The organism is Paraburkholderia ginsengisoli NBRC 100965 (assembly GCF_000739735.1).
In the GTDB taxonomy this organism is placed as follows: domain Bacteria; phylum Pseudomonadota; class Gammaproteobacteria; order Burkholderiales; family Burkholderiaceae; genus Paraburkholderia; species Paraburkholderia ginsengisoli.
Genome location: NZ_BBJF01000005.1, coordinates 256,527 through 281,953 on the forward strand (window position 1 = coordinate 256,527; position 25,427 = coordinate 281,953).

General features: G+C 62.4%; 23 protein-coding genes and 1 pseudogene. 11 read left to right on the forward strand and 13 right to left on the reverse strand.

Annotation, left to right across the window (positions count from 1 at the left end; genetic code table 11):
* Positions 1–24 precede the first annotated feature (24 nt).
* On the forward strand, positions 25–2,079 hold the full coding sequence (locus BGI01S_RS10410) for an acetyl/propionyl/methylcrotonyl-CoA carboxylase subunit alpha (protein WP_042325004.1): 2,055 nt from the start codon (positions 25–27) through the stop codon (positions 2,077–2,079).
* Between the two features lie 11 nt (positions 2,080–2,090).
* Here the strand turns inward: BGI01S_RS10410 and BGI01S_RS10415 are convergent, their stop codons facing one another.
* Entirely contained in the window at positions 2,091–2,882 is a 792-nt protein-coding gene (locus BGI01S_RS10415) for a phosphate/phosphite/phosphonate ABC transporter substrate-binding protein (RefSeq protein ID WP_042325006.1), read from the reverse strand.
* 18 nt (positions 2,883–2,900) lie between these two features.
* Positions 2,901–3,179: a DUF1488 family protein gene (locus tag BGI01S_RS10420; RefSeq protein WP_042325008.1), complete on the reverse strand. Its 279-nt coding sequence runs from the start codon at positions 3,177–3,179 to the stop codon at positions 2,901–2,903.
* Between the two features lie 1,761 nt (positions 3,180–4,940).
* On the opposite strand from BGI01S_RS10420, the gene BGI01S_RS10425 reads away from it, so the two are divergent.
* The gene (locus BGI01S_RS10425) at positions 4,941–6,206 is read left to right on the forward strand and encodes an oligosaccharide repeat unit polymerase (protein WP_052400446.1); all 1,266 of its coding nucleotides are present in this window, start codon (positions 4,941–4,943) and stop codon (positions 6,204–6,206) included.
* A gap of 526 nt (positions 6,207–6,732) precedes the next feature.
* Here BGI01S_RS10425 and BGI01S_RS10430 read toward each other — a convergent pair.
* On the reverse strand, positions 6,733–7,863 hold the full coding sequence (locus tag BGI01S_RS10430) for an acyltransferase family protein (RefSeq protein ID WP_052400447.1): 1,131 nt from the start codon (positions 7,861–7,863) through the stop codon (positions 6,733–6,735).
* Between the two features lie 904 nt (positions 7,864–8,767).
* On the opposite strand from BGI01S_RS10430, the pseudogene BGI01S_RS30755 reads away from it, so the two are divergent.
* Together BGI01S_RS30755 and BGI01S_RS10440 are read left to right on the forward strand one after the other, a co-directional pair.
* Positions 8,768–8,970, forward strand: a pseudogene (locus BGI01S_RS30755) (IS6 family transposase); the annotation flags it as partial.
* Between the two features lie 167 nt (positions 8,971–9,137).
* A complete protein-coding gene (locus tag BGI01S_RS10440; protein WP_255219734.1) occupies positions 9,138–9,959 on the forward strand; it encodes an alpha/beta hydrolase in 822 nt (273 codons plus the stop codon).
* Between the two features lie 218 nt (positions 9,960–10,177).
* Here BGI01S_RS10440 and BGI01S_RS10445 read toward each other — a convergent pair whose 3' ends face one another.
* The 5 genes from BGI01S_RS10445 to BGI01S_RS10465 form a co-directional block, all read right to left on the reverse strand.
* On the reverse strand, positions 10,178–11,266 hold the full coding sequence (locus BGI01S_RS10445; RefSeq protein ID WP_042325012.1) for a fatty acid desaturase: 1,089 nt from the start codon (positions 11,264–11,266) through the stop codon (positions 10,178–10,180).
* A 135-nt stretch (positions 11,267–11,401) separates the two neighbouring features.
* Positions 11,402–12,214, reverse strand: coding sequence for a CDP-diacylglycerol diphosphatase (locus BGI01S_RS10450; RefSeq protein WP_084585327.1), 813 nt, complete (start codon positions 12,212–12,214; stop codon positions 11,402–11,404).
* Between the two features lie 96 nt (positions 12,215–12,310).
* Complete coding sequence (gene iaaH / locus BGI01S_RS10455) at positions 12,311–13,765, reverse strand: indoleacetamide hydrolase (RefSeq protein ID WP_042325016.1); 1,455 nt, start codon at positions 13,763–13,765, stop codon at positions 12,311–12,313.
* A gap of 468 nt (positions 13,766–14,233) precedes the next feature.
* Entirely contained in the window at positions 14,234–14,449 is a 216-nt protein-coding gene (locus BGI01S_RS10460; RefSeq protein WP_042325018.1) for a hypothetical protein, read from the reverse strand.
* 331 nt (positions 14,450–14,780) lie between these two features.
* On the reverse strand, positions 14,781–15,446 hold the full coding sequence (locus tag BGI01S_RS10465; protein WP_042325019.1) for an NADPH-dependent FMN reductase: 666 nt from the start codon (positions 15,444–15,446) through the stop codon (positions 14,781–14,783).
* Positions 15,447–15,870: 424 nt separating this feature from the next.
* Between BGI01S_RS10465 and BGI01S_RS10470 the strand changes: the two genes are divergently transcribed.
* Entirely contained in the window at positions 15,871–16,596 is a 726-nt protein-coding gene (locus tag BGI01S_RS10470; protein WP_042325914.1) for a J domain-containing protein, read from the forward strand.
* 4 nt (positions 16,597–16,600) lie between these two features.
* On the opposite strand, the gene BGI01S_RS10475 is transcribed toward BGI01S_RS10470, so the two are convergent.
* Entirely contained in the window at positions 16,601–17,104 is a 504-nt protein-coding gene (locus tag BGI01S_RS10475; RefSeq protein ID WP_409372079.1) for a gamma-glutamylcyclotransferase, read from the reverse strand.
* Positions 17,105–17,122: 18 nt separating this feature from the next.
* Entirely contained in the window at positions 17,123–17,266 is a 144-nt protein-coding gene (locus tag BGI01S_RS31040) for a hypothetical protein (RefSeq protein WP_232624410.1), read from the reverse strand.
* A 388-nt stretch (positions 17,267–17,654) separates the two neighbouring features.
* Here BGI01S_RS31040 and BGI01S_RS10480 point away from each other — a divergent pair, with 388 nt between their 5' ends.
* From BGI01S_RS10480 to BGI01S_RS10490, 3 genes are all read left to right on the forward strand, one after another.
* On the forward strand, positions 17,655–19,232 hold the full coding sequence (locus BGI01S_RS10480) for an MFS transporter (protein WP_042325916.1): 1,578 nt from the start codon (positions 17,655–17,657) through the stop codon (positions 19,230–19,232).
* Between the two features lie 290 nt (positions 19,233–19,522).
* Positions 19,523–19,723: a hypothetical protein gene (locus BGI01S_RS10485; RefSeq protein ID WP_042325021.1), complete on the forward strand. Its 201-nt coding sequence runs from the start codon at positions 19,523–19,525 to the stop codon at positions 19,721–19,723.
* Positions 19,724–20,012: 289 nt separating this feature from the next.
* Entirely contained in the window at positions 20,013–20,561 is a 549-nt protein-coding gene (locus BGI01S_RS10490; RefSeq protein WP_042325917.1) for an arsenate-mycothiol transferase ArsC, read from the forward strand.
* A 56-nt stretch (positions 20,562–20,617) separates the two neighbouring features.
* On the opposite strand, the gene BGI01S_RS10495 is transcribed toward BGI01S_RS10490, so the two are convergent.
* The gene (locus BGI01S_RS10495) at positions 20,618–20,899 is read right to left on the reverse strand and encodes a hypothetical protein (protein ID WP_042325024.1); all 282 of its coding nucleotides are present in this window, start codon (positions 20,897–20,899) and stop codon (positions 20,618–20,620) included.
* Between the two features lie 274 nt (positions 20,900–21,173).
* A complete protein-coding gene (locus BGI01S_RS10500) occupies positions 21,174–21,500 on the reverse strand; it encodes an H-NS family nucleoid-associated regulatory protein (protein ID WP_084585328.1) in 327 nt (108 codons plus the stop codon).
* A gap of 756 nt (positions 21,501–22,256) precedes the next feature.
* On the opposite strand from BGI01S_RS10500, the gene BGI01S_RS10505 reads away from it, so the two are divergent.
* The gene (locus BGI01S_RS10505; RefSeq protein ID WP_042325028.1) at positions 22,257–22,574 is read left to right on the forward strand and encodes a hypothetical protein; all 318 of its coding nucleotides are present in this window, start codon (positions 22,257–22,259) and stop codon (positions 22,572–22,574) included.
* A 112-nt stretch (positions 22,575–22,686) separates the two neighbouring features.
* On the opposite strand, the gene BGI01S_RS10510 is transcribed toward BGI01S_RS10505, so the two are convergent.
* Complete coding sequence (locus tag BGI01S_RS10510) at positions 22,687–22,959, reverse strand: hypothetical protein (RefSeq protein WP_042325030.1); 273 nt, start codon at positions 22,957–22,959, stop codon at positions 22,687–22,689.
* Between the two features lie 444 nt (positions 22,960–23,403).
* Here BGI01S_RS10510 and BGI01S_RS10515 point away from each other — a divergent pair, with 444 nt between their 5' ends.
* Both BGI01S_RS10515 and BGI01S_RS10520 read left to right on the forward strand, forming a co-directional pair.
* Entirely contained in the window at positions 23,404–24,651 is a 1,248-nt protein-coding gene (locus BGI01S_RS10515; RefSeq protein ID WP_042325033.1) for an MFS transporter, read from the forward strand.
* A 134-nt stretch (positions 24,652–24,785) separates the two neighbouring features.
* Complete coding sequence (locus BGI01S_RS10520) at positions 24,786–25,298, forward strand: low affinity iron permease family protein (RefSeq protein WP_084585329.1); 513 nt, start codon at positions 24,786–24,788, stop codon at positions 25,296–25,298.
* Positions 25,299–25,427 lie beyond the last annotated feature (129 nt).

Below are 25,427 nucleotides of genomic sequence, written 5' to 3' on the forward strand. Positions count from 1 at the left end.
ACGGCCCACAACATCGAGACACTCATGTTCAACAAGATCCTGATCGCCAACCGGGGCGAGATTGCCTGCCGCGTCGCCGCGACCTGCAAGCGGCTCGGCATCGCGAGCGTGGCCGTCTATTCCGACGCGGACGCCGACGCGAAACACGTGGCCGCGTGCGACGAGGCGGTGCACATCGGCGGCTCGACGGCGGCGCAAAGTTATCTGCGCGTCGAGCGCATCATCGAAGCCGCGCGCGCCACCGGCGCGCAGGCGGTGCATCCGGGCTACGGTTTTCTATCGGAGAACGAAGCTTTCGCGCATGCGTGCGAGGCGGCCGGCATCGTTTTTATCGGACCGCCGGTCGCGGCGATCGCCGCGATGGGTTCGAAAGCCGCCGCGAAAGCGCTGATGCACGCGGCCGCCGTGCCGCTCGTGCCGGGTTATCACGGAGACGATCAGGACCCGCAGTTGCTGCAACGCGAGGCGGACGCGATGGGCTATCCGGTTCTGCTCAAGGCCAGCGCGGGCGGCGGCGGCAAGGGCATGCGCGTGGTCGAGCGCAGCGAGGATTTCGCGGCGGCGCTGGTTTCGTGCAAGCGCGAAGCGGCGAGCAGCTTCGGCAACGACCGCGTGCTGATCGAAAAGTATCTGACGCGGCCGCGTCACGTGGAAGTGCAGGTGTTCGCGGATCGTCACGGCGGCGCGGTCTATCTGTTCGATCGCGATTGCTCGGTGCAGCGGCGTCATCAGAAGGTACTGGAAGAGGCGCCGGCTCCCGGATTGAGCGCGGAGATCAAACGCGAAATGGGCGAGGCGGCGGTCGCCGCCGCGCGCGCGGTGAATTACGTCGGCGCAGGGACGGTCGAGTTCATCATGACCGGGAGCGGCGATTTCTATTTCATGGAAATGAATACGCGCTTGCAGGTCGAGCACCCGGTCACGGAGATGGTGACGGGGCAGGACCTGGTCGAATGGCAACTGCGCGTCGCCGCCGACGAACCACTGCCGCTCACGCAGCAGCAGCTGAAGCTCGACGGTCACGCGATCGAAGCGCGCATCTATGCGGAGCATCCGGCACGCGGCTTTCTGCCGTCGACGGGCACGCTCAAGCATTTGCGCATGCCGGAGGGCGTGGAGTTCGCAATCGATGCGGCCGGCTCAGGTGCAACCAGCTCGGGCGAATCGAACCGCAAAGCGCCGGTGCGCATCGACAGCGGCGTGCGCGAAGGCGACACCATCACGCCGTTCTACGATCCGATGATCGCCAAGCTGATCGTCCACGGCGCGACGCGCGAAGAGGCGCTCGCGCGTCTAAGCCGTGCGTTGCACGCGTGCGAGGTGGTCGGGCCGCATACCAACGTGGAGTTCCTGCAACGCATCGTTGCGAGTGAGCCGTTCGCGACCGGCGACCTCGACACGGGTTTGATCGAGCGTCATCACGATGCGCTGTTCGCGCCGCGCACGAAGCCCTTCAAGGAAGCGCTCGCGCTCGCGTGTGCCGCGCTGCTCACGCGCGAAGGCGGCACCGCGCACGGTGCGTCGCCGTGGGATGCGCTGTCGCACTGGCGATTGAACAGCGGCTATGCGCAGACGCTCGGCTGGCGCGAGATCGACAACGGCGAGAACGAACACGCGTTCACGGTTTCATTCGCGCGCGACGGCAACACCCAGACGTTCGAACACGATGGTGTGCGCGAACCCTTCTCGTGGTCGAGCGGCGCCGGCGAGCACGAGTTCCGCGCGACGCTCGGCGATGCGCGCATCACTGGCCGCGTGTTCGTCGACGGCGACACGTTCCACGTGTTCTGTCTCGGCGAGGCACTCGCGTTCGAATGGCAAAACCTGCTCGCGCATGCAGCCGACGCCGAAGGCGGTGAGGGCCGCCTGACCGCGCCGATGCCGGGCAAGGTGATCGCGGTGCTGGTGGAGCCGGGCGCGGTGGTCGAGAAGGGCGCGCCGCTCATCGTGATGGAAGCGATGAAGATGGAGCACACCATCGGTGCACCGGCGGCCGGCACGGTATCGGAAGTGCTGTATGCAGTCGGCGATCAGGTGGCCGACGGCGCGCAACTGCTGGTGCTGGACGTGCAGCAGTAGCGCGGCGAGGCTCAGGCGAGGCGCGCATAGCCGGCGGCGCGCGCTTCGTTTTCGAGTTGCTCGATGCGTTCGTAGTCCGTGAGCGGCAGCACGGAAAAGCCCTGCAAACGCAGGCGTTTTGCACGCTCGGGCCGGACTTCGAGGCTTTCGTTCAGCGCCTCGCGCAGCGCCGCGACGGTGGCGGGCGGCACCGTGCCGGACGCGATCAGCGGCAAACCCGGCGACGCCGCCGTCATCCCGATCGCGCGAACCCGCCGTGCGAGTTCCGGCATCACGTCGTTGATGAACGCGAAGCTCACGCAATCGAGCGCGGCGACATCCGCGCGCCCCTCTGCCACCGCTCGCAACGAGCCGAGATGCGAGCCCGTGCGCAGCACCCTGCTGAAGAACATGCCGGCGCGCGCGAGCGGCGCAACCGCGTGACGAAACACGTTCATGCCGCTATTCGAGTCGTCCTGATTGTAGGCGGCGCGTGCGCCACGGCAGGCCGCGAGCGTATCGAACGGCGAGTCCGCCTGCGTCACCAGCACGCTTGAATAATGCGCGCCGTCGCAGCCGGGCGCGTCGAAGCGCGGCGTCGCGATCAGTTGAACCTGCTCGCGCAGGCCGTGCATCAGCGGATAGCCGCACGTCTGCGAGAGCAGCAGGTTGGGGCGCCGCCAGAAACCATGCAGTTCTTCGTCCGGTTCGACGATGCGGCACGACGGCTTGACCCGGCGCAGCACGTCGTCAAGCCACTCGCGCCATTCGAGGTCGAGCGCGGGGGTGACGTTATACATCGGCAGGGCGGCGATCCAGGTCATAACGCGATTCTGGCACAGCTAATGTCTGACCATTCTGAATTCGTCGAGGCCGAGCCGCACGGGCTCGGTCGGCCGGAAGGTCCACCTCTGCGCGGCGACAGACAGGATCTCCAGTTGCGCGTCTTCGAACGCGACCAGCAGGTCCTGTTTGCGCTTGCTCGCTGCGCCACAGAACGTGACGAGCGCGTCGGCGCTGACCTCGAAAATCTGCGCACGATCGTCGCAGCACACCCGGAACGCGACCGTCGCGCACTCCGTCACACAGGGCCTGAACCCTTCATCGACATAAACCGACATGGCGATCTCCTTGCGACGCCCGAGTCCATAGCATGACAAGCCGTAAGTTTCGGGTATGTGGGAAAACCGGCATTCGTGATGAATTGGCGGCATTCGGGATTCGGGCATTCGGGCGGACCCGTGTGGCGGAAATCGGCTACAGCGGCGCAAGCTTTTGTAAGCGGCTGCATGCTTCTGGCCGGTATTCGTTCGTTACCTGTTGAATTATGCTGGCTGCGCTCGCTGCTGCGATTTCGCATTGGCGGAGGATGATCGGGACGGAGGGACACAGGAGGGAGTCGCGGCAATCGATACGGTACGGTGGTCCACGCGCAGGGCTGGCGATGGTTGCTCGCGGCGATGTTGCTGCGAGGCGCGCCTTGAACTTCGCCCGATGCAACGAGGGGCGGCGGAGTCGCGCTAACCGTTGCCGCCCCGTTCGATTCGCTAATGGTGTAAGTAATCCTAACCATTGCTGAATTTCTCGGGTCGTCTGCCTTATTGCGGCACAACCTCAGGTCGAGCGGTGGCTCACTCGCCGCTGGTTCGCTCTGGCGAACGTCAACGTGACAATACCTCGCCCCTTCACGGTGTTCGCCACGCGGCGCCGAAATCGACGTATAAAAAATTGACGTAATTTTGATGAGATTTTCCGTCGGTAGTCATTGTGGAAACTTTAAATTACTTGAACTTTTCTCCCGAAAATATCAAATAACGTCAAATGTCTATTTCATTTGAAATAATACTAATTAATTCATGGTATTTTGCGATTCTCACACTGTTAAATCCGTGCATGATGAGATGCCCCGATTTTTGATGATTGGCGGGACTGACTTGTACGTGCGAGAACCTCCTTATAGAGCAATTTTCTTCTATCTACGCAGAGGTATAAGCGTGGCCGCATCTGAACTACAAAGTACATCCCCGCGCTGGTTCGGCACCTGCTGCTTCGCGCCATGGCGGGCATCATCCGGGGCTTGTACAAGACCATTCGATTTTGGAAGTAATTGGTGAAGCCTTTAAAGTTCGATGAATGCGTGGGATGGCCGCACAATAATTATGCCGCCCACGGTGCTGTCTTCTGCGAATCGTTCGAACATGAGACAAGCCGGGTCCACGGGGTAATGCAGGCACTCGCTGAACATCTTGCCGTCAAAGGCATATGGATTCGACGCGTTAACTACTTGCGCAGCGGAGATTTACCAGGCGGCAATAAGGATCTGGATCGGTTCGCAAAGACCATCATCGGTGTTCATCGCGCAGTCGAATTGCTAAGGCAGCGTCCAGGCGTTTCCTTCCAGCGGGTGCTGGGCATCCGCATCGGCGCCATGTTCGCCCTGATGCCCGTTACCGGGGAAGGTGAAAACGCGACACCTCGGGGCAATGTGATCGCTGCGTCGTTGCTCGTTCCCTCGTATCAGATAAAGACAACCGACCTGTGTAACCCGGCAGGTGAAGCACGCCGGTTGGTCTGTCCTTCTACCGGGTGTCATTCAGATTGCGCCCCGGCAGATCGGCTGCCCGGTTTCGGCGCGGAAGAAATCAATGAAGATTCGATCACACTCGGCCCCGACCACCAGGTAGGCACGCTGAGCGCACGAGTCTGGAACGCGCCGGCTCCATCGAGGAGCCATAGACCGTCATTCCGGATCAACCGTCGGATCCAGACCGCGTCAGCCCGAGTGAGTGACACGGGACGCACCGCGCTTGCCTGGGCGTGTAGACAGCAACGGGAGCGTATAGATGAAGCACGTCCGCTCCGACGCAGTAAGGAGAGGTCGCATGGATAAACCTCATGACACGTTGAGGATGCAGAGCAAGTACGCTCGCCCGGAACGCACATATGCGCAGTCGGCGTTTAACGGCTATTGGTGGGAGGACCCTACGCGGCTATTGCTGTTCTTCATTCTGCCGCTATACGTGCTGCTGTCGATTCAACTGCTCGGCAAACCGAAGGCCATCGAACATGTTTATTACACAAACTTCTATGCGTTTGCCGGAGGCCTGTTTCTGGTGATCGTGATGGTGGTGTCGTCACTAGGCCGATCGCCTACACCGGTTGTAGAGCCCGTCCCGATCGAGATTGAAGTACGCGCTTTGGATTTCGTGTTCGTACTGGCGCTGCTTGGTTACCTGGTCATGATGAGTCAGGTTCTCATGCATCCCGCGATGATCTTGTCTTTCTTTAGCGGCAACACCAGCGTCTATGACCTGGTTGACATGAAGGGGCGAATTGCCGGTCTGAGCACGCTGACCCAAGCGGCGGTGGCCTATGTGCCGCTGTATTTCTACGTGTTCAGAGAGCGGCAATCAGGCTTCAACCGATACAAGCTGTACATGATCGTGCTTGGCCTGCTGACTCTCCTGCGAAGCTTTGTTTTTGCCGAGCGCCTCGCGGTGATCGAAATGGCACTGACCACGGTACTGATGTATCTGAGGGTGAGGGGCGGGCTGCGGCGCTCGAAGATCATCGCGCTCGGCCCTTTCGCTGCGATTGGCCCGATGTTCGGCTTTTTCATCATAAACGAGTACCACCGCTCCTGGGCGTCCTACTATATCAACATCTACGACAACCTCTTTGATTTTGCCCTCGAACGGATCTCACTTTACTATTCCACCGCGTTGAACAACGGTGCGGGAATTGTGAGCGTTCTCGGGTGGGGCAGCGGCCACCCGATGTACACATTCAACTGGCTGATTCGCTTTCCGGTGATAGGGGAATTCATCGCGCCGTTGCTGGATTCTAGCGCCGACTTTGATTCATTTCTGAACAACTATGCAGATCCAGAGTTCAACAACCCGTCTGGCATCTTCGTCCACTTTTATGAGTGGGGCTGGTTCGCGCTCTTCATCGCGGTGATTATCGGCTGGGTCTTCAACCGGAGTTATGCGGGCTGGCGATCCGGCAGCGGCTTCTGGTATTGCGCCCATGCCGCGCTGTACGTCTGCCTGCTCGAAATTTTACGTGTCCCACTCCTGTTCACCAGCAGACCCCTCGTTCCAATCGTTGTGCTGTTGATTGTTTTCCGGTTCATGAAGAAGCGATAGATGCGTCCGTGGATAAAAACTGCGACATAAGCGGATTAGCCACCGACGGATGGTACGCCCGCCAGCGCGGGGCAATATGAAGAGGTGATTCCAGGTTGGCACTATGTTCGTGGCCGTCGTGTCGACCTGTGCGGCGGGGCGCGAGCGCTAAGAGCTGCGCGCCGGATCGCACAACGGGTACCGACGAAATAGCACTCAGCGTTGAGCGGCAGTTTCAAACGGTTCACTTTCCTCCCGGATGTGAACGTATTCCCCGCCGCCGACTCTAGCAATCAGGCCGACGCGCCGCAACGGGCGCTCGATGGGCTCCCTCTGGCCGGAGGCCGGTGTTCTCGACCTGGCGATATGTCGTCGGCCATTCATTTGTGATGAGAAAACCGCGAACCGCTGTGTCGGGGTACGGAGCGACGCTCGTTGCACCGCATACACATCTCACTCGAGTCGCGGGAGTCGCCCATTACATCAGAAACTCCATTTCACCTTCGAACCTTACACAACGCGCGCGGGATTATTCAGGCTTGACCACTTAACGCCACGCTCTGAACCACGCCGCGACCCTTGGCGGGAAAAATCCCCATCCTGAAGACTTGATTACCTTAACTTTTCTCAGCAAAGGCTTCTCCACAGCCAAATGGAAGATGATGCCGGCGCAAACGGCAACGCAGAATAACCCGGAAAAAATCAGGCTTTTCGGAGCAATAGAGGGGACATGGGCCGCAAACAGGATCTTTGCTCCCAACGATAGCAAGGGAAAATGAACCAGATAGATGGCATACGATGCATCGCCAACCAGGCACAGGATATTTGGCACAACAAGGCGGCGGGATCGCTCCAATTCGATGAACCCGACAATCGCGAATGCACTGGCGACACCGTAGAGAGTATTCAGCACCGGCGTTTCATGCCCACCCATCGGGTAACATTCGTACATCCCGATGCCGACAAACAGAATGCTGCCAGCGGCCGCCCAAAAAGCAGGTAGCGACACAGTATATTTCTGTACGACCCAGGCGCTTAGGCCGCCGATCAGAAAAAGAACATGAAGCGGGCTAAATACCATCGACAGGAAAGGCGCTTCGGATGCCCCGTTCTCCAGCGTGTAAGGAACTATACCGCTCAGGAAGCACAGACTCCCCATAAGACCAATGGCCGCGACCAGCATACCCAATGGGCGGCTCAACACCATCAAGGCGAAAACTATATAAAACAGAACTTCATGCTTTAACGTCCATGCGACAATCAACGATGGCATGTACTTTGTCGGTAGTAAGCCGATGTCCGTCAGAAGATTGGGCCAATGTAATTCGTTCCCTGTCCCGAGCGAAGGCGCAAGCAGATAGACGGGCAAGGTTAGCGCTAGCACGATCCAGTAGACGGGGTAAATTCGTATAAACCTCTTCCGGACAAAGTCTGTCAACCGGTGCGGCACACCGACATCACTTGCGTGGATGTAAAAGATGATGAAGCCACTCAGAACAAAAAAATAAGCGACGCCGGCGTGGCCAAACGAGAATCCTTGCCAGAATTTTTGCGGAAGATATTTGGGCCTGCCGAACACGGCTCCGTTCAAATGAAACAGGACAACCAGCAAAGCAGCCACTCCGCGACCGGCCTGTAGTGTTTTCAAAGCGCCTGTTTTCGACGGGACGATTGGCATAACATCTCCTGCGTTCAAAATCGCGGTTGCTGTCTTTAGGCTTGCTAAACCAAGGAGGTAGGGATGGTGGCGACAATTTGTTGCGCCATAGTTGGCTGCCGTTTTGCTGAGCTATACGATCTCCGGGCGTGTTCGTTCGGCTCGCCACCCGTTGAACCGTTGATATGTCGCTTGCTTCCACACCAGGTCCTACTTGCTCACAAAATCTTCGCGTCATGTGCGGCCGTTTTGCAGACCTTGCGCGGTCGCTGCGACGGAGCGTTGCGGAAACCGCTCACCACATTGGCTCGTGCAGCAGCGCACAATGGCTGCACGAGCCGTTGTCTCCAGGCAGTCCGGGAATGCTCCATACCGACACTCACGGTATCTATTGCCGCGACATGCCGCAGTGCTTTTCATGCCACTCACGTTATTTTGGATAACGAGCCAGCACCTATCCTACGAACCCTGGCGTGGGGAAGATCACTCGTTGAAGTACTCTACGGTCTCATGTACGCACCTTCGGTGCGGCAAACTACTCAAGTCGGCCGTATCGCAGTAAGAGATGAGCCGTAGAAGTTCGTTGCTTACTCTTTCGGCTGTCGACATTCGAACGTCGGCTTTATTCAGGTTCTGATCCAGTTCTATCTCCGGGAACAGAATCGTAAGTTGAATCCATTTTGTAATCGCGATACTCAATCGACAAAAATTATCAACAAGTGGGCGACGGCACTGTCAACGATTGTTAATCTATAGCGGAGATATAGGGCCACCGCATGGAATGGCGCTAACATTCGAACGGCGATCAAGTGGAGCAGCGTCAACAGGAAACTGAGACGACGCAGCTCGGTTGTTCCGCGCAGAAGGCCCGCGAGTAGAATCCAAACCGACATTTTCCAAAGTGAAGCGTGATACGAGGAAGACGGCCGAGCGGCATTTTGATGTTGACCATTCGAGCATGCATCACTGAGTGATCAAATTCTTACCGTTGTTCGAAAAGGCTTTCGCATGCACCGATGTCCAGCGGATAGAAGCTGGAGGATGGATGAGAGCTACGTCAAGGTGCACTGGCAGTGGAAGTACTCGTATCGCGCGCTACTTCGAGAAAAATCAGGCGGCGATGCTGACCATCAACGCGAAACGGGAAACGTCCGTCGAGGTCCGGCAGGTCAAGTCTCGGCTAATACATTTTGCCGCGAATGTTCTTTCGGCTCGTCGCCCTTATCGCGGCACAACCCGTCGATCCATCACGTGACAGCCGTCGTTTTCAATAACAATCGCAGGTCGATAGCAACGTGCGTGCAATAGCAAGACGAAGGTTCATTTCACTGTCACTGGTCGCATGTGCAGCCGGCGTCATCGCGTTTCGAGCGCGCCCCGATGGCATCGCCTATGGCAAGGGGCCGCGTCAGCGGCTAGATGTATATGCGCCCGAGTCCCGCACCGGCATGAACCACCCCGTCGTCGTGTATTTCTACGGCGGAGGCTGGCAAAGTGGTCATCGCTCGGAGTCGCGAGGAGTCGCGCAAGCGCTTGCCACGCGAGGCATCGTGACGATCGCAGCGGACTACCGCATCTTTCCGGAGACCGTCTTCCCTGGCTTTCTCGACGACCCCGCTGCCGTCGTGCGCTGGACGCGCGATCATGTGCGCGAATTCGGCGGCGACAGCGGACGCATCTTCTTGATGGGACATTCCTCCGGCGCGCATATGGCGGCGATGCTCGCGACCGATCCGCGCTATCTGGCCGCGCAGGGCATATCGAATACCTCGCTCGCCGGGATGATCGGACTCGCGGGTCCATACGCCACTATTCCGACGAGCGACCCTCACATGGACGAGATCTTTCCGGCATCCCTGCGCCAGCGGGCGCTGCCCATCTCGTGCGTCACGGGAAACGAGCCGCCGATATTGCTCGCCGTCGGCACGGCGGATACTGATGTCGATCCGCTTAACAGCGATCGTTTCGCAGACGCGCTGCGCGCGCATCGCAGCGCCGTCGAACTGAAAAAATATCCGGGTTATGGCCACGATACGATGATCAGGTCGTTTTCTGCGGCGCAGAATACGGTCTCACCGGTTCTGGCTGACGTCACCGCCTTCATTGACGTGCATTAAAGACGCAATTGGATAGGCGGTGCAGAAGACTGCGACTTTCGCCAGCCGGTCGCCGATGTCGAAAGGGTGTTGTCACGTTGGTGGGGCGGTCGCGTAACATGAAGCGATGAAGAAAACTAAAGCGCTCTATTACCGTGCTATCAAGCCGGTAGTCAAATTTCCGTGCCTTCGAACCCGCTACCAAGACCTATAGGTACATCGAGTCGCAATCACGGAGCTTATAGGGCTTGTCTTGCGGTTTGGCGTTCAGGAGGAGCGGATGAGTGAGTTTCATGGAGTTCTTCTCGATGGACCACCACCATGAAATTTGCGCGCAGCTTATCCGCAAGACTGCCGGTAGCAGCCGGAAGACTCCAGCTCGCACCGGATAGATCCCGATGAACCGGGTGAGCAACAGGAGCAAGCGCGTAACGTTTCAACCATTCGCTGTAACCGTTTACCAGAAATGCTCCGGAGCGCTGCAGGTATTGCTGGCGGGACGCCTGATAAACCCCACGAAGCGCAAACCACGGCACATGCGGCAAGTCATGATGCACCAGATGATAGTTGTTGTTCAGAAACAGCAACCGCCAGCCCCATCCCGCTTCATTGATGACCGTCCGATGCGCATGCTCGTGCGCCGCGCGATGCTCGTGAAACGAGCGGATCGAACCGAGTGACAGCGCGCCATACCCCACGCCGACGATGAACACCCACGCCGGTATCCCGCAGGCCTGCTGCAACCACGCGGTCAGCGCGGCGAGCGCCGCGAAGTGCGCGAGCCACGTGGGCACGTCGCGCCAGTCGCCGCGTCTGATCCTCGCGAGCGCTTCTGCGCCGGTCGCGGCGATCGCGAACGCCGGCCCGACCAGCAGCCGGCCGATAAACGTATTACGGAAAGCGAGCAGCGCGCGAATCGCCGACCCCGCACGTTGCCACACGCGTGCGCTGACGAAGTAGCTCTCGGGATCGCGATCCGGATGCGTCAGATGGGGATCGTCGTGATGCTGAAGATGCGAGTCGCGATAGATGCGATAGGGAAACCACACCGCGAGCGGCGCGAAGCCCAGCATTGCGTTGACGAACGGCGAGCGGGTCGGATGACCGTGCAGCAACTCGTGCTGCAACGACATGTACCACGCGCTGAATACCGCCAGCAGCGCGGCGCTCAGCGGCACGCCGAGGTCGCGCGCATGCGTGGCCACGCCGAACCATCCACCGTAGATCGCAACGATTAGCGCCCATGTCGGCCATTGCGTGCGCCATGTCCAGCTTTTTGCCAGTCGGGCGAGGGAATTGCGTTGCGCGTCGTCGAGGTAAATCGCCATGGGCGGGATCGGTCATCAGGCAGGACAGACCGATCCTACGGACCCTGACGCGCCGCCAGAACCAATTTATCGAGCAATCTATCTGCTCAATCGTGCATAGGCGGCGAGCCGTTGCGGTGGCGCGTTCTCAGGCGTTCAGGGGGCGTCGGCGACGCGGCACGCGTGATCCATCAGACCTTCGGCCGAGCCGCTGCCGTTATCGACGTCAATGCCGCTGTTCAGGATCAGCCAGCCGTCGGTGTCGGCGGACGGCCCCGCGCCCGTGACGAGGATGGTCTGCGCCGCCATGGCTTCGGCGTCTTCATTGTCGCGCGCGACGATGCGGAAAGGATTGCTGGCTTCGTCGAGTGACGTCACGCGCATGATCCGGTAGCGCCTGCCGTCGATCGTCTCCCAGCGCCATTCGCCGGGCGTGTCGTTCGCATGACGCGCCAATGCGAGGCTGACCTCGCGGCGCATGCAATCGATATGGATATGCAACTGGTTCTGTGAGCGGCGATATTGCGAGTTGATTTCGAGGCCGAGCTGATCGTCAGGCAACGTGCGCTTGACCGAGCCTTCGACATAGCGCCGTGCGTCCCACGCGTCGACCCAGTAGTCCTGCGCGTGTGGCGCAAGGATCAGCGGGCTTTCGATGCCGGTGATGCGGTCGGTCGGAATCAGCAGATGCTGCGAGCGGCCGACGATATCCTTCAGGATAACGTAACGTTTGCCGAGATTGACGGTCGTGCATTGGCCCGGCGTGCCGGTGGCCTGCTGCGACGGCACGCAGCGAATGTCGACGATCTTCCACAGTGCGTTCGAATCGACCGTGGCGAGACGCGCGCACGCGCTGACGGTGCAGGCGATCGTGAAGGCGACGGCGAGTCTGGTGGCGCGGCGCACGCGAGTTCGTTGCGGGTGGGCGGGTGAGGGTATGGGTACGGGTGTCGGTGTTGATGTTGTCATCGGCACTTGGGTTGACGTTTTTTAAGGAGCGGCTATCGGTATCGAAGGGCGGGAACGGGAGAGCGCCCGGCATCAAAGCTGGCGTCACAACCCGCGTCAAAGCACGGGCGCCGGCAACGCTCCGAGCACCTGCTCGAACGCGACGCCGATCGCGAGCAGGCGCCGGTCGTCGCCGAGCGGCCCGTCCAGTTCCAGCCCGACCGGCAAACCGCTCGCGCTCATCCCGCCAGGCAGCGACAGCCCGGGTATGCCCGACGTGCTGGCCGGATCGGTGTTGCGCAGAAACGCCTCCATCGTGTCGATCGATGGCCCGCCGTCGATGGACACCGTCGACGAACCGCTCAGATCGTCGATCGGCACCGCGGCCAGACGCGTGGTCGGAAACAGCAACGCGTCGAGACGCTCGCCGGCGAACGTCGCCGCCATGTGCTGCTGCAAGCGCGGCCGCCAGTTATTCAGCGCCGCCGCGTAGTGGGCGCCGAGCGCATCCGCGAGCACGCTGTCGTAGATCGCGCGTACGTCCGGGCTCGCGATGCGCGCGGCGAGGTCGGCGACGGTCCTGACCGGCGCCTCGTTGGCGACGAGCCAGGCGCGCACGTCGTCGAGCGCTTCGTGAACCGCAACCGGACCGCCGACCATTGCGTTCAACTGCTCCAGTTCGCTCATCGCGACCGGCACGAACACGACGCCCGCCGCTTCGAGCTGGCTCAACGCGGCGCGCGCCACGTCTTCCACCTGGCGCTCGAGTCCTTCCCACAGCGGCGCGGGCAGGCCGATGCGCAAGCCGTTTAGCGCGAGCGCGGGCAGCGTGCCGTCGCCGGTGATCACGCCGTCGAGCAGCGCAAGGTCGGCGACGGTGCGCGCCATCGGTCCGACGGTGTCGCGCGTATGGCTGATCGGCACGACCGCTTCGGAATCGTGATAGCGCCGCTCGGCGCCGCCGTTGCCGACCGACGGACGAAAGCCCGCCGTGCCCGTCAACGCAGCGGGAATGCGGGTCGAGCCGCCAGTGTCGGTACCCAGACCCGCGGGCGCGATGCGCGCGGCGATCGCCACGGCGGTGCCGCCCGACGAGCCGCCGGGAATCAGCGAAGGATCGTACGGATTGCGCACCGGTCCGGCGTGGGGCGCGAGGTTCGTGCTCGTGATGCCGAACGCCAGCTCGTGCATGTTGGCCTTGCCGAGCACGATCGCGCCGGCGTCGATCAGCCTTTGCAGCGATGGCGCGTTGTGCTTCGGCACGAAGCCTGCGAGCGCGGGCGTGCCTGCCGACGTCTGCAGGCCCGCCGTATTGATGTTGTCCTTGACGACGATCGGCAAGCCGGCGAGCGGCAATTGCGCTTTCGCCGTGGCCGGCAACGCGTCGATGCGCTGCGCGGCGGCGAGCGCGCCGTCGAGGTCGAGCGTGGTGAGCGCATTCAGGCTCGACAACGCGCCCGCGCGCGCGAGCAACGTGGCGATGTAGGCGGTGGCCTTGAGGCGGCCGGACTGGATGGCGGCGACCGCTTGCGTGGCGGTCAGCGCGAGTTGTTCATCGACGGTCCATGTCATGGCCGCGTCTCCTTGGCGTTGGGCGCGTTGCGGGCGCGAGTGCGATGCGGGCGTGAAGCGAGGGTGAAACGAAGCGGCGCGCGACGCGCCGGCAATGCCGGGCTCGCGATCACGGTGAATTCATTGGGGAGAGGGAGGTCGGGCAAGCGACTGCGCGGGTAAAGCCGCGCCGCGCACGTTTGCAGCGAGCTTCACTCGCGCGAGCGTCGCGCGCCGCTGTCAGGCGTGAGCAGCGGTATTCGTCGACAGCGGTTGGCGTATCGGGCATGGCAGGCGCGTAGCAGGCGAATTCGTGGTGCCGCCTATTCTGGCACAACCGTTTGATAGCCGATGCCGGGCGATGCAACGCGTCGGCGCATGAGTGCGTGTGAACGGGCTACCGATCCGATGTGCGGTGCCGCCCGCATCGCGGCGCGTTCATCGCTACGGCCACGATCGTGCGGACCGCGGCGCTCGCCGCGCAAATCTTCACTGATGATTGTCGATCCACATACGTCCCCAGCGGAACGCATAGGCAAGCGCATGTTCTTCGTCGAAGAAGTAATCGAGCGCGTCGAACGAATACGCTTTGCCGTTGCTGGCGGAGGTTTTCTCGATGGTCAGGTTGGCGGCGAACAGCCCATTGGGCAGAAGCTGCGCGGCCGGAGCGACCTCGTAACCCTTGTAGCGAATGTGTGAATTCATGATATCGACTTGTCGGTGTGCCCGCGTGCGTTGCAAGGTAGCCAGTGCGTAGGACGCAACTCGTCTCGCCACGGGTTCGTTCGATCGGCGAGCAGGGTCAAGCGTAGGGCGCGCTGCGCAGCGGGTGAACCAATCTTTCGTCGTTAGTAAATCAGCGGGGTTCGGGAACGGTCTTCAGGAGCCCGGATCGGATCATATCGCTGTGTTCGATCACACTATCAGCGTGGTAGCGCGAGCGTCTGTTATGTGCCGCACGGTTCGCGCAAGCGCCGATGCCGTGGGCCGCGAGAGCGGCGCCACGGCATCGTGCGCAAGGCGAATCAGGGTAGCGTCAGACCGCGTGCAGCAGGCGCGCGGGCGGTGCTTCGTTGTGCGAGTTGCCGGACGGCAACGAGGCCGAAGCCGAAGCGCGATGCGCATTGAACGCGAGCGCGAATTGCGCGGCCTGCTGGCCGACGGTGGCGAGCTGGTCGACGACCTTCGCATCGGAGCAGGTGTCGACGGAATCGAAGCGCGTCTCCAGCGTGTTGATGCCCGCGCCGAACGGCGTGGGCCAGCCGCGCAACGCGTGGACGATCGAGCGCAGCGATGTCAGCACAGAACCTGCGGCCTGCCAGCCATACGCGGTGACGATGCAGCCGACCGCGCGGCCATCGAGATACGGGCGCTCGTCGGCGCGCAACTCTTCGAGCGTGTCGAGCGCGTTCTTCACGAGACCGGACACGCCGCCGTGATAGCCGGGCGTCGCGATGATCAGCGCGTCCGCGTGGCGCACGGCTTCGATCAGTTCGAGCTGCTCGGGCGTGCGGTTCGGTTGTTCGGGTGCGTAGTGGGGCAGGCTATGCAGGAACGTGCCGCCGAACAGGCGGGTGTTCGCGCCCGCGGCTTCGGCGCCGCGCAGCGCGAAGCCGAGCGCGCGTTCGGTCGACGATGCGGCGCGTGTCGTGCCGCCGATGCCGATGACGAGCGGCCGGCGATGATGATCGAATCGGGTCAACGAAATGCTCCTTCGGTAGCGGCTCACAGCGCGCTGGCGCGGGGCTGCGCGCAGACGGGCCGGGGCGAACCGGACTTTGAAGTGTCATCTTAATGACCGCGGCCCGCGAGGCTAAGCGACTTTTTGTTCTAACGATATAACCGGCGCGGGTCGCGTTCGCGTTGCATTGCACGTGAAGCCCCGTCAGATAAGCATATGGCGAACCATTGTTTGGGTCCGCGGCGACGCACGGCTATGATCGAATCGTCTCCTCCATGACACTCCTTGACATGGGACTCGGCCTCGCCACACCAGTGGCGAGGCATTTTTTTCGTGTCGAGATTTTTCGCGTCGTGCTGCGCGCCCGCGCGGGCCGCTTCACGATTGCGCCGTTTTCCGCATGCTACGATGGTCCGCGATGATTCCCGGCGAGGTCGAGCAAGCAATGACAACCCTTTATGACACGCTCGGTGTGCATGCGCACGCCACCGACGACGAAATCAAGCGCGCGTATCGCAAGGCCGCGATGAAATGGCACCCGGACCGCAACAGCGGCGCCGAAGAAGTGGCGCGCGCCGCGTTCCAGGAGATCAAGGACGCCTACGCGATCCTGTCCGATGCCGGGCAGCGCAAGGTGTACGACGCGGTGTACGCGGAGCAGATGCGCGGTTGGGAAGCGCAGCGCGCGCGTCAGCAGCAGGCGCAGGCCAGGCGCGAGGCGGCGGCGCGCGCAGCCGACGAAGCCGCGTACGCGGAGATGGTGTCGGTGGCGATCCGCTTCGCCGATGACGGCCACAATCGCGATGTGTTATTCGGCGTGCTGCTCGGGCGCCAATGCGAACCACGGCGAGCCGCGCAGATCGCGGACAGCGTGGCGGCGTTGCAGGCATCGCGCCGTGAGGCCGCGAAGGCGGATGCGACTGGCGCTGACGCTGGTGAAGCTAAAGCTGAAGCGGCTGCGGAGTCGCCGGCCTACGCCGACGCTGGCGCTGGCTCGAACAAAGAGGCCACCGCTCAGAAGGCGCGCGGCCAGCGTAACGGTCACCCCGATCACGCTAACCAGGCCAACCACGCCACGCGCTCAGAGCGCGAAGAACCCGCGACCGACGCGCATCCGGCCGGTAGCCTGAGCGGTCTATGGTTCCAGTTTCTGAACGGCTTGCGCTTCTGACGACTCACGCGGGCCGGCTGCCGAGACGCATCAGCTTGTCCGCGAGCTCGTCGATATACGGATCGTTCAGGCCGCAATCCGCCAACGCGCGGTGAAGCTTGAACACGTACTCGGCGTTCGTGCCGAACAGGCCCGATGCCACGGCCATCGAAGGCGCGATCGCCGACGCGCGCGCATCGCTTTCGTATTGCGGACCATCGAGCTCCGCAACGAAAGCGATCGCGGCGATCTGCGTGCCGTCGTCGAGCGTGACGGCGGCCCACGTCGGCCGATAGGCGCCCGTCACCATCTCGCGGATCCACAGAATCCGCAGCTCCTCTTCGAGCGTCGCACCGTCGAGGCGCAACGCGACGCCTTGCGTGCTGCCGCCCGCTTCGAGCGAGAGCATGCGCCCGGGCTGTTCCGGCGTGCCGCGCCCGGCGATCATCCGGATGCAGAAGCTGCGATGCCAGCCATGCAGCGTCGCGATGCGGCGGCTGTCGAACTCGGAGATCGGATTCCACAGCAGCGAGCCATACGCGAAGACTCAGACGTTGCCGTCGTGCGGACGCTGCCGCAAAGTCTGCGCGAGCGACGCGTCGATTTGCGCCTGGGTCCACAGCAGCTCGCTGGGCAATGAATCGAAACTTTCGAGGTAGGCGCCAGAGCAGATGGCGTTGCGGTTCAGCATCCGTGGGTCCTGTGACGAGGGTGCGCGCGCGTCGGGCGGCGATGCGCGGCGCGGCAAAAATCAACCTGAAGTATGAACGCGGGACCCGGCGGAATAAATTCGTCTGCGGGAAATAGTGCGTCGCCCGCATGAGACTAATCGGCGTGCGTTTCGTCCACATTGGCCGCTACCTCGTTGCCGCCCGTGCTCCGATGAGCGGCGGGAGTAGGGGGGATAGTCGGCGATTGCCGCGTTTCATGCCGCTCAGTCACGACACGCACGCTCTTTATCCGCGGCGTCTCGGCCAACAGAATGGCGCCCTTGAGTACTTCACATCGCGAGTCCGGCACGCCGCGTTTCGCTGCGCGGCCACCCGACGATGGCCGGACCCACACGCAAGGGCGAATCGATGAAAACAGCAATCCCACACGATACGCAACGCAGCAAGCCGTTGATCCTCGCGGCCGTCTGTCTGGCCGCGCTGGTACTGCCGCTCGCTTTCTCGGGCGGCGCGGTCGCGACGCCCGCGATCGGCCGCGACCTGGGCGGCAGTGCGAGCGCGCTGACCTGGATCACCAACGCGTTCATGCTGAGCTTCGGCAGCCTGTTGATGGCGGCCGGCGCGCTCGCCGATCAGTTCGGCCGCAAGCGGCTTTTTATATGGGGCCTCGGCGGTTTCATCGCGACATCGCTGGCGCTGGGTTGCGCGCCGTCGGTCGGCTGGCTTGATGGATTGCGCGCACTGCAGGGCGTCGCCGCGGCCGCGTCGCTGGCGAGCGGCACGGCCGCACTCGCGCAGGAATTCGACGGCCACGCGCGCACCCGAGCGTTCAGCATGCTCGGCACGAGCTTCGGCATCGGCCTCGCGTTCGGTCCGCTAATGGCCGGTGCGCTGATCGCGCAATCCGGCTGGCGCGCGATCTTCTTCGCGATCGCCGCCATCGGCGCGCTCGCGTTCGGCTTCGGCGTGCCGCGCATGCGCGAGACACGTGATCCGGACGCGAGCGGCCTCGACTGGCCGGGCACACTCAGCTTCACCGGCATGCTCGCGCTGTTCACGTTCGCGGTGATCCAGGCGCCGCAGGACGGCTGGGCGAGTCCGACGGTGGCCGGCATGCTCGCCGCGTCCGCGCTTCTGCTGATGGTGTTCGTGATGGTCGAAACGCGCGTCGCGCATCCCATGCTGACGCTGAGCCTGTTCCGCTACCCGCGTTTCGTCGGCGTGCAGATGCTGCCGATCGGCACCTGCTACTGCTACATCGTGCTCATCGTGATGCTGCCGTTGCGCTTCGTCGGCGCGGAAGGTCTCGGTGAGATGGATGCCGGTCTGCTGATGATCGCGCTGTCGGCGCCGATGCTCGTCGTGCCGATGCTGGTCGCTTCGCTGACGCGCTGGGCGTCGGCGGGCGTGTTGTCGGGCATCGGCTTTCTGATCGCGGCGCTGGGACTTTACTGGCTGAGCCGGGTCGACATGAGCGCGTCGCGCGCGTCGGTGATCGGGCCGATGCTCGTGATCGGCGTCGGCGCGGGCATGCCCTGGGGTTTGATGGACGGGCTGTCGGTGAGCGTCGTGCCGAAGGAGCGGGCCGGCATGGCCTCGGGCATTTTCAGCACGACGCGCGTGGCGGGCGAGGGCATCGCGCTCGCCATCGTCACCGCGATGCTCGCCGGGCTCGCGCAGACGAGCCTCGCGCAAGCCGTCGCGCAGCTTCCGCAGAACGGGCCGGCGCTGGCGGCGCAGATCGCCGAAGCGGCGCAGCGGTTGACAACCGGCGATCTCGCGCAGGCCGCCGCGAGCTTGCCGCAGATCAGCCGGCACGAGCTGGCGCTCAGCTACACACAGGCGTTCACGCGGCTGCTGCACGTGCTGATCGTGATTACGCTGCTATCGGCGTTGGCGTCGTTTGCGTTTCTGAGCCGCGCCGGCTCGCGCGACGATCGGCCCGGCCAGCCGCAACGCAAGGTCGCGGAATCCGTTGCCGCGTGACGAATCTCGAAGCGCGACTCAGGACTCACTCCCCGGGATTCGCGACTCAGCATTCACGCTTCACGCCGCTGGCCGCCAGGCCATAGAGGTAGACCGAATTGATATAGGCCGCGGTCTTTAGCGTTCGAATCTGCGCTCCTAGAATCAATGACAGGTTCGTGACGTGCGTCGTTCGAACGGCGGTTGAAGCGCCGCGCGCTGCATGACGTCACGACCGCACGCTGATCCTTTCCCGCGAAATCCCCGCTTCGCTCGACTCCACACAGTCCACCCCGAGAGGCACGACGGCCATGTTCTTAACTTTTATCGCGGTAGTGGCAATTGCGGCGTTCATCCCCTATGTCGCGGCGCCAGGCATTGCTAATGGAGTCAAGGCGATCAGTTCGCCGCCGGCGGCGGTGTCGCCCGATCCCGCTGTCACGCCGGCGACCGGCACCGACTCCGCCGGGCGGCTCGTGCCGCAGCCGCGCGTCAGTGAGGGCGCCGGCTGAAGCGGGTAGCCAGCGCATGCGCGACAGCGCGGCGACGGCCATGCATCATCCAGGCAGCCCATGCAGCCCGTCCAGGCAGACCACGCGAGCGACAGCCTAATGTAAGCCAACGCCGCCCGCTGGTACCCTTCACGCCGAACGCGCCGCAGCGTTCAGTGCCCGTGAGTTCGGACCCCTGGTAGAAATTCCCGTGGCGCAAGTATTTAAGACATCGTAGTGTCACGGGGGCGCAAGACTGGGTCGGCACAATGGTGCCCAGAAGGCAAAAAAATACGGGTACGGGGTGAGCGTGACCAGAAAATATAAAGTGCTGTTTCTCTGCCGCGATAATTCAGCACGCAGCATCATTGCTGAAGCCTTGTTGCGCGAACTGGCCGGACACCGGTTCGACGCATTCAGCGCCGGGCCGGAACCCGCTGCGCGAGTTCATCCGCTCGCGCTCGCGCAATTGCGCCCGGGCATCTCGGGGCGCGACGTCCTCAGTCCGAAAAGCTGGCTGGAATTCACCGGCGAATGGGCGCCGCGCATGGATCTGGTGGTCGCGCTCGACCAATCCGTCGACGAACACCATGCGCCCGCGTTTCCGGGTGCGCCCGCGCTGCTCGGCTGGACCCTGGCCGATCCGCTCGCCGACGGTGTGCCGGACGACGAGCGCGTGCGGCTGTTCGACAAGATGTTCTGGCAGATCGTGAGGCAGGTCAGTGCGTTTATCGAGTCGCCGCGATTTGCCGCGACGCCGGAACCGGATGCGAGCGCCGGCTCGGACGGAGCGGGGGACGAGGCGTTGAACGCCGCGACGATTCCGTCACCGGAACACACGACGACCTGCGACGCGTGAACGCCGTGCGCCGCGCGTTCTCGTCGACCCGACGTACTAGCCAGAAAACGCACCGCTCATTGCCCACTCTTGACGGCATTCATCGAATCGCCGGACGGTGCCGGCGGCATGCCGCCTTCCATTGAATCCATTTTTTTCATCGGTTTGCCCGGCATCGCGTCGAGCGGGCTCGGCACGGGGTCGCCCCAATGCGTCATGCCCGCTGTCGCCGCACTGTGCGCGTTGCCGCCGCCGCTGCCGCCCTGGCCGTTGCCGCCGCCTTGCGCGAACGCCGCGCCGCTTGCCGCCGACAGCGCGACAACCCAACCCAGCATGATTTGATGTTTCGACAGGCGCATGACCTTTCTCCTTGCGAGCTCGTCAGGCGTCAGAGTCGCTGCGAGCTGGACGTGTGCCGCTCATGCGCTGCATGACCGGTTCCCGGGAGGCAACGCGCAATGCGCTGCTCTCACCGGATATACGGCGGAGACGAGCGTCTGGATGCATATTGGCAAGGCGCACGCAGCGGTGCTTCGCGCGCGTGTCGGCGAGCATGCGTGTCGAACCTGCGATGTCCCACGGGAGGATGCGGAGATAGATCTAGGTGTGTTGGCGGCTCAACAGCCTTGCGGCTTAACGATTGTTGGAGCGCGCAAGCGGACTTCCTGCGAACGGATCGTTTTTCCAGTCCACATGTTTTTTCGGCTGCGGGGCCGAGGCCGGTTTGGCCGTCAATTCAAAGTGGTCGATTGATTGACCTGCGCTGATTGCCTGTTTCAGCCATTGGGGCATTTCACCCTGACCGTCCCAGCTGTCTCCAGTCGCACTGCGGTAGCGTTCGGCCTTTTGCGCGAGCGGCTCGGACGCGAGCACGGCGGCAAGGTCTTCTGGTTTGATGCCAAACTCTTCCATGCGATGGCGGAGATACGCAATCATGCTATCTCGCTTCCTTTCGTCCATAAGATATTCGTCCTTCTAAAACGTGCAGCGTTCTGTCAATTACAGATTGCAAGGGAAAGTCGCGATGCGTCGATCCCATTTAAAGGGGGCCGGCCCGCGGTGGGGTAATCGATCGAAGGAATTCCACGAGCTGCGTTAAAAAACGTTGCTCCATAAATCGCAATACAGCTTATGCCCAACCCGGCGACCGATAAAACCGACCGCGCCGACCAGTGAATATGCAGCGCTCGCCGCTTCGCGGACAAGGCTCGACAAGCCTCGCGGCCGCAATGGAAAGAACTGTGGTGACAATGCACTGATTGCGAATGGCTGATTTCACGTCCACGCCCCGTCTCTCGCCGGTGCTTCGTGCGCGCCGCTTTTTTACGTTATGGCAACATCATAACGCACTGAGCGGCCAAAGCACGCGCCACGGCGGCTGATTTTATCGATGAATGCGGTTTATCGAACGGTATCGGGCTCGACCGGCACCACCCTAGTGCCGATTTGAATTCCCAGGCGGGCGAGCTATAACAAAACAGCGGAACACACATTCGCGCTGCCAGCTTGTGGCGACTGATTCCGGCTATCCGCGAGAGCGCGCCCGACATCGGTTGCAAGTGTGGCAATTATTTACTCGTTTAGTTCGGTGACCCGTCGCAGCAGTTGCGTATCGGCATCGACCCGTTCCTCGGCCCGATTGGGCGCGCTGACTTTTTTGCGGATCAATTCTTTAGGAGGACGAGAACTGCTGCGCCGGATTCGAGGAGTCTGGACATGAAATTTCGTTTATTGATGGTAGCCGCATGCGCCGTTCTGCTTCTCGTGCCGAGAGCGGTCAGCGCGCTGGGGCTGGAGGGCCAGCCCGCGGGTGGTATCTCGGGTAGCGCGCAGATGCAACAGAACGCGAATGAATCGGCACAGGCCACCACCGACATGTCGCTCGGTGGAACCTGGCAAGACCCGGACACCGGCGGGCAGGGGACGCGTAACGTGTCGTACGGCGGCGTACCGGCGGGGCAGTCGGAGGCAGGCGGCCGGCATGGGCAGTCGTGCGGCGCTGGATCTCAGTGCCGGATCTATTTCGGTCAATGACCGGTCTGCGAGTGGGGGCGCGCGGCGCCTGGAGGACAGCGCCGCGTCCCGGCTCGCTCGCTTGTTGCGTTGCTCGTTACGTCGCTTATCTCTTCGATTCTCTCTTCACTCGTCACGCCGCCGCCATGCCGTGCAGCGACTGGCCGCTATGGCCGTCGATGCGAGTCATCATCTCGTCGACACCTTGTGCGTGCACTTCGCCGCGCTCGTTGTAATAGCGAAATTCATCCAGCAACGCGCGCCATGACGAGTGCCAGCGCATTTCCCTCACGCATGAACCCGACGGATCGGCAATGCGCAGTACGCCGTTGTCCGGATAGAACGTCAACGTGACGGGCATCCCGTCGAGTACGCAGGTGGCGGTGCAGGGGCGAGTGGTCAGCATGGGCGATGTCCTTTTTCTGATGAGCGGAGGAGTTGCGTTGAACGCTGCTGGGCTTCAGCAAGCGCTGTGCCTGTGAGTCACGCGCGCTGTATTCCGCTGCTCGTCGTCTTTCCCCATCGCCTGCCGAGACGCACCCTGCACGAGTGCGCGATTGCACGATAAAAAAGCGTCGCGCCAAAAGTTGCTCGCCCGGATATTCGTGCTTTCGCTCGTGAATTGAATACCCCCACGCCCAAGTGCAATTTTCCGGAGTGGTCAGCGAGCGATTAAAGACGATGTTAAGGTGTCTGCCATTCGGGTTTCACCCACTATTTTTTCCGGACGCCAATCACGAGCAGGCCTGCCACGGCCTGCTTTTTCAATTGTGATTCCCGTGCGTGAGGCGATTAGTGCGGTGCGGCCGCTCCAATCCCACCCGTTGTTGAATAATTCGCAAACAATACTATGTTGATTGAAGACAATCTGCCGGCGAACGGCGCCGTGTCGGATGACGGCGTTTCGTCGTCCGTGCGCTCGTGGCTCGCGGTCGGCGCCGTGGCCGTCGGGGCTTTTGCATTTGTGACGACGGAGTTTCTGCCCGTCGGCGTGCTGCCGCGCGTCGCCGCGGATCTGGACGTGTCGCCCGGCACGGCCGGACTGATGGTGACGGTGCCCGGCGTGATCGCCGCCCTGTCCGCGCCGGGCTTGATGCTGGTGGCGGGCCGCATGGATCGCCGGCGCGTCTTTCTGTTGCTGACCGCGTTGCTGCTGGCGTCGAATCTGATTTCCGCTTTTGCACCGGACTTTCTGTTCATGCTGCTCGGACGCGCGCTGCTAGGCGCGTCGCTGGGTGGCTTCTGGACGCTGGCCACAGCGGCCTCCGGGCGTCTCGTGCGGCCGAAGGATGCGCCGCGCGCGATGGCGACGATCCTGACCGGCGTCACCTGCGCAACGGTGATCGGCGTGCCGCTCGGCACGTTCATCGCGAGCTTCGCGTCGTGGCGCGCGTCGTTCATGGCCACCGGCGTGCTGGTCGCGATTGCGCTCGTCGCGCAGTTCTTCTTCGTGCCGTCGCTGCCGTCGTCGACCGCATTGCGTCTGCGCGATCTGATCGACGTGCTGCGCCGGCCGCATCCGCGTCGCAGCATGCTGATGGTGGCGCTCGTGTTCGGCGCGCATTTCTCGTCGTACACGTATGTCACGCCGTTCCTGCTGCACAACGCGAATCTGTCGATGTCGACCATCACGTGGCTGCTGCTCGGCTTCGGCATCATCGGCTTCTTCTCGAACTTCGCCGTTTCGTCGACGGTCACGCGCAGCCTCAAGACCTCGGTCGGCGCGATGATCTCGCTGTTGATGTTCGCGCTGGTCTCGCTGCCGCTCTTGCAGCATTCGTCGCTTGGCGTGATGGCGTTCGTGCTCGCGTGGGGCGTGTCGTTCGGCGCGTTGCCGCTGTGCTTCAGCATCTGGGTGCAGCGCGCGACGCCGGACTCACCCGAAGCCGGTTCAGCGCTGTTCGTGAGCATCATTCAGGTGGCGATCGCATTGGGTTCGCTGACGGGCGGCGTGGTGGTCGACCATGTCGGCATCTCGGCCGACTTCCTGTTCGGCGCTGGCCTCGCGTTGCTGGGGCTCGCCGCGCTGGCGAGTTTCAGCAGCATCGAGCGGCGCGTGGCGGCCAAAGCGATCGCGTGCCCGGCTTGCATGGACTAACGGTCGGCGAAAGCGGGCCGCTGCGCAACTCGCCGCGTACGGCGGCGTAGGCATGGGACGTGCTATCGAAGTGCTATCCAGGCGTTATCGGATGGCACGACGCGCCGCCTGGATTCATATCCATGGAGGCAGTCATGTTCGACACCGCTCGCAGTTCACAGGCAGACAACCTGGGCACCGCCGCGGATGCATCCGGTGCTGAACCCGCCGCGGGCCACCCGGTCACGCGTGCGTTCGACGCTTTCGCGAGTTCGGTGATGCGGCTGGTGGGCTCACCGGTCGCGTTCGGCATCGCGGCGATTACGGTGCTCGTCTGGGCGATCTCCGGACCGCTGTTTCACTTCTCCGATGGCTGGCAACTCGTCATCAATACCGGCACGACCATCATCACGTTTCTGATGGTCTTCCTGATCCAGCAAAGTCAGAATAAAGACAGCGTCGCCGTCCATATGAAGCTGAACGAGTTGCTCGCTTCGCATCGCGCGGCGAACAATCAGTTGATCGGTATCGAGGACGCGTCCGAGGACGAACTTCGACGCCTCGCCGCGGCGTATCTGGAGTTGGCGAGCAAGGCCGCGGGCAATCGCGCTGACCGCGTCGATGTGGATGCCTGTGTCGAAAAGAAGCCTGCACAGGCGAGTGAATGAAAAGTTTAGCGGGTTCTGTTCACCCCGTTTAGCCCCCCCGAAACGTTTTGCGATGATTGCGCGGGATGGGCGGAGTCTGTCGGCGAATAAGAACAAGGCTTTAATTTAGCCATGCCGCATATTTAGTTG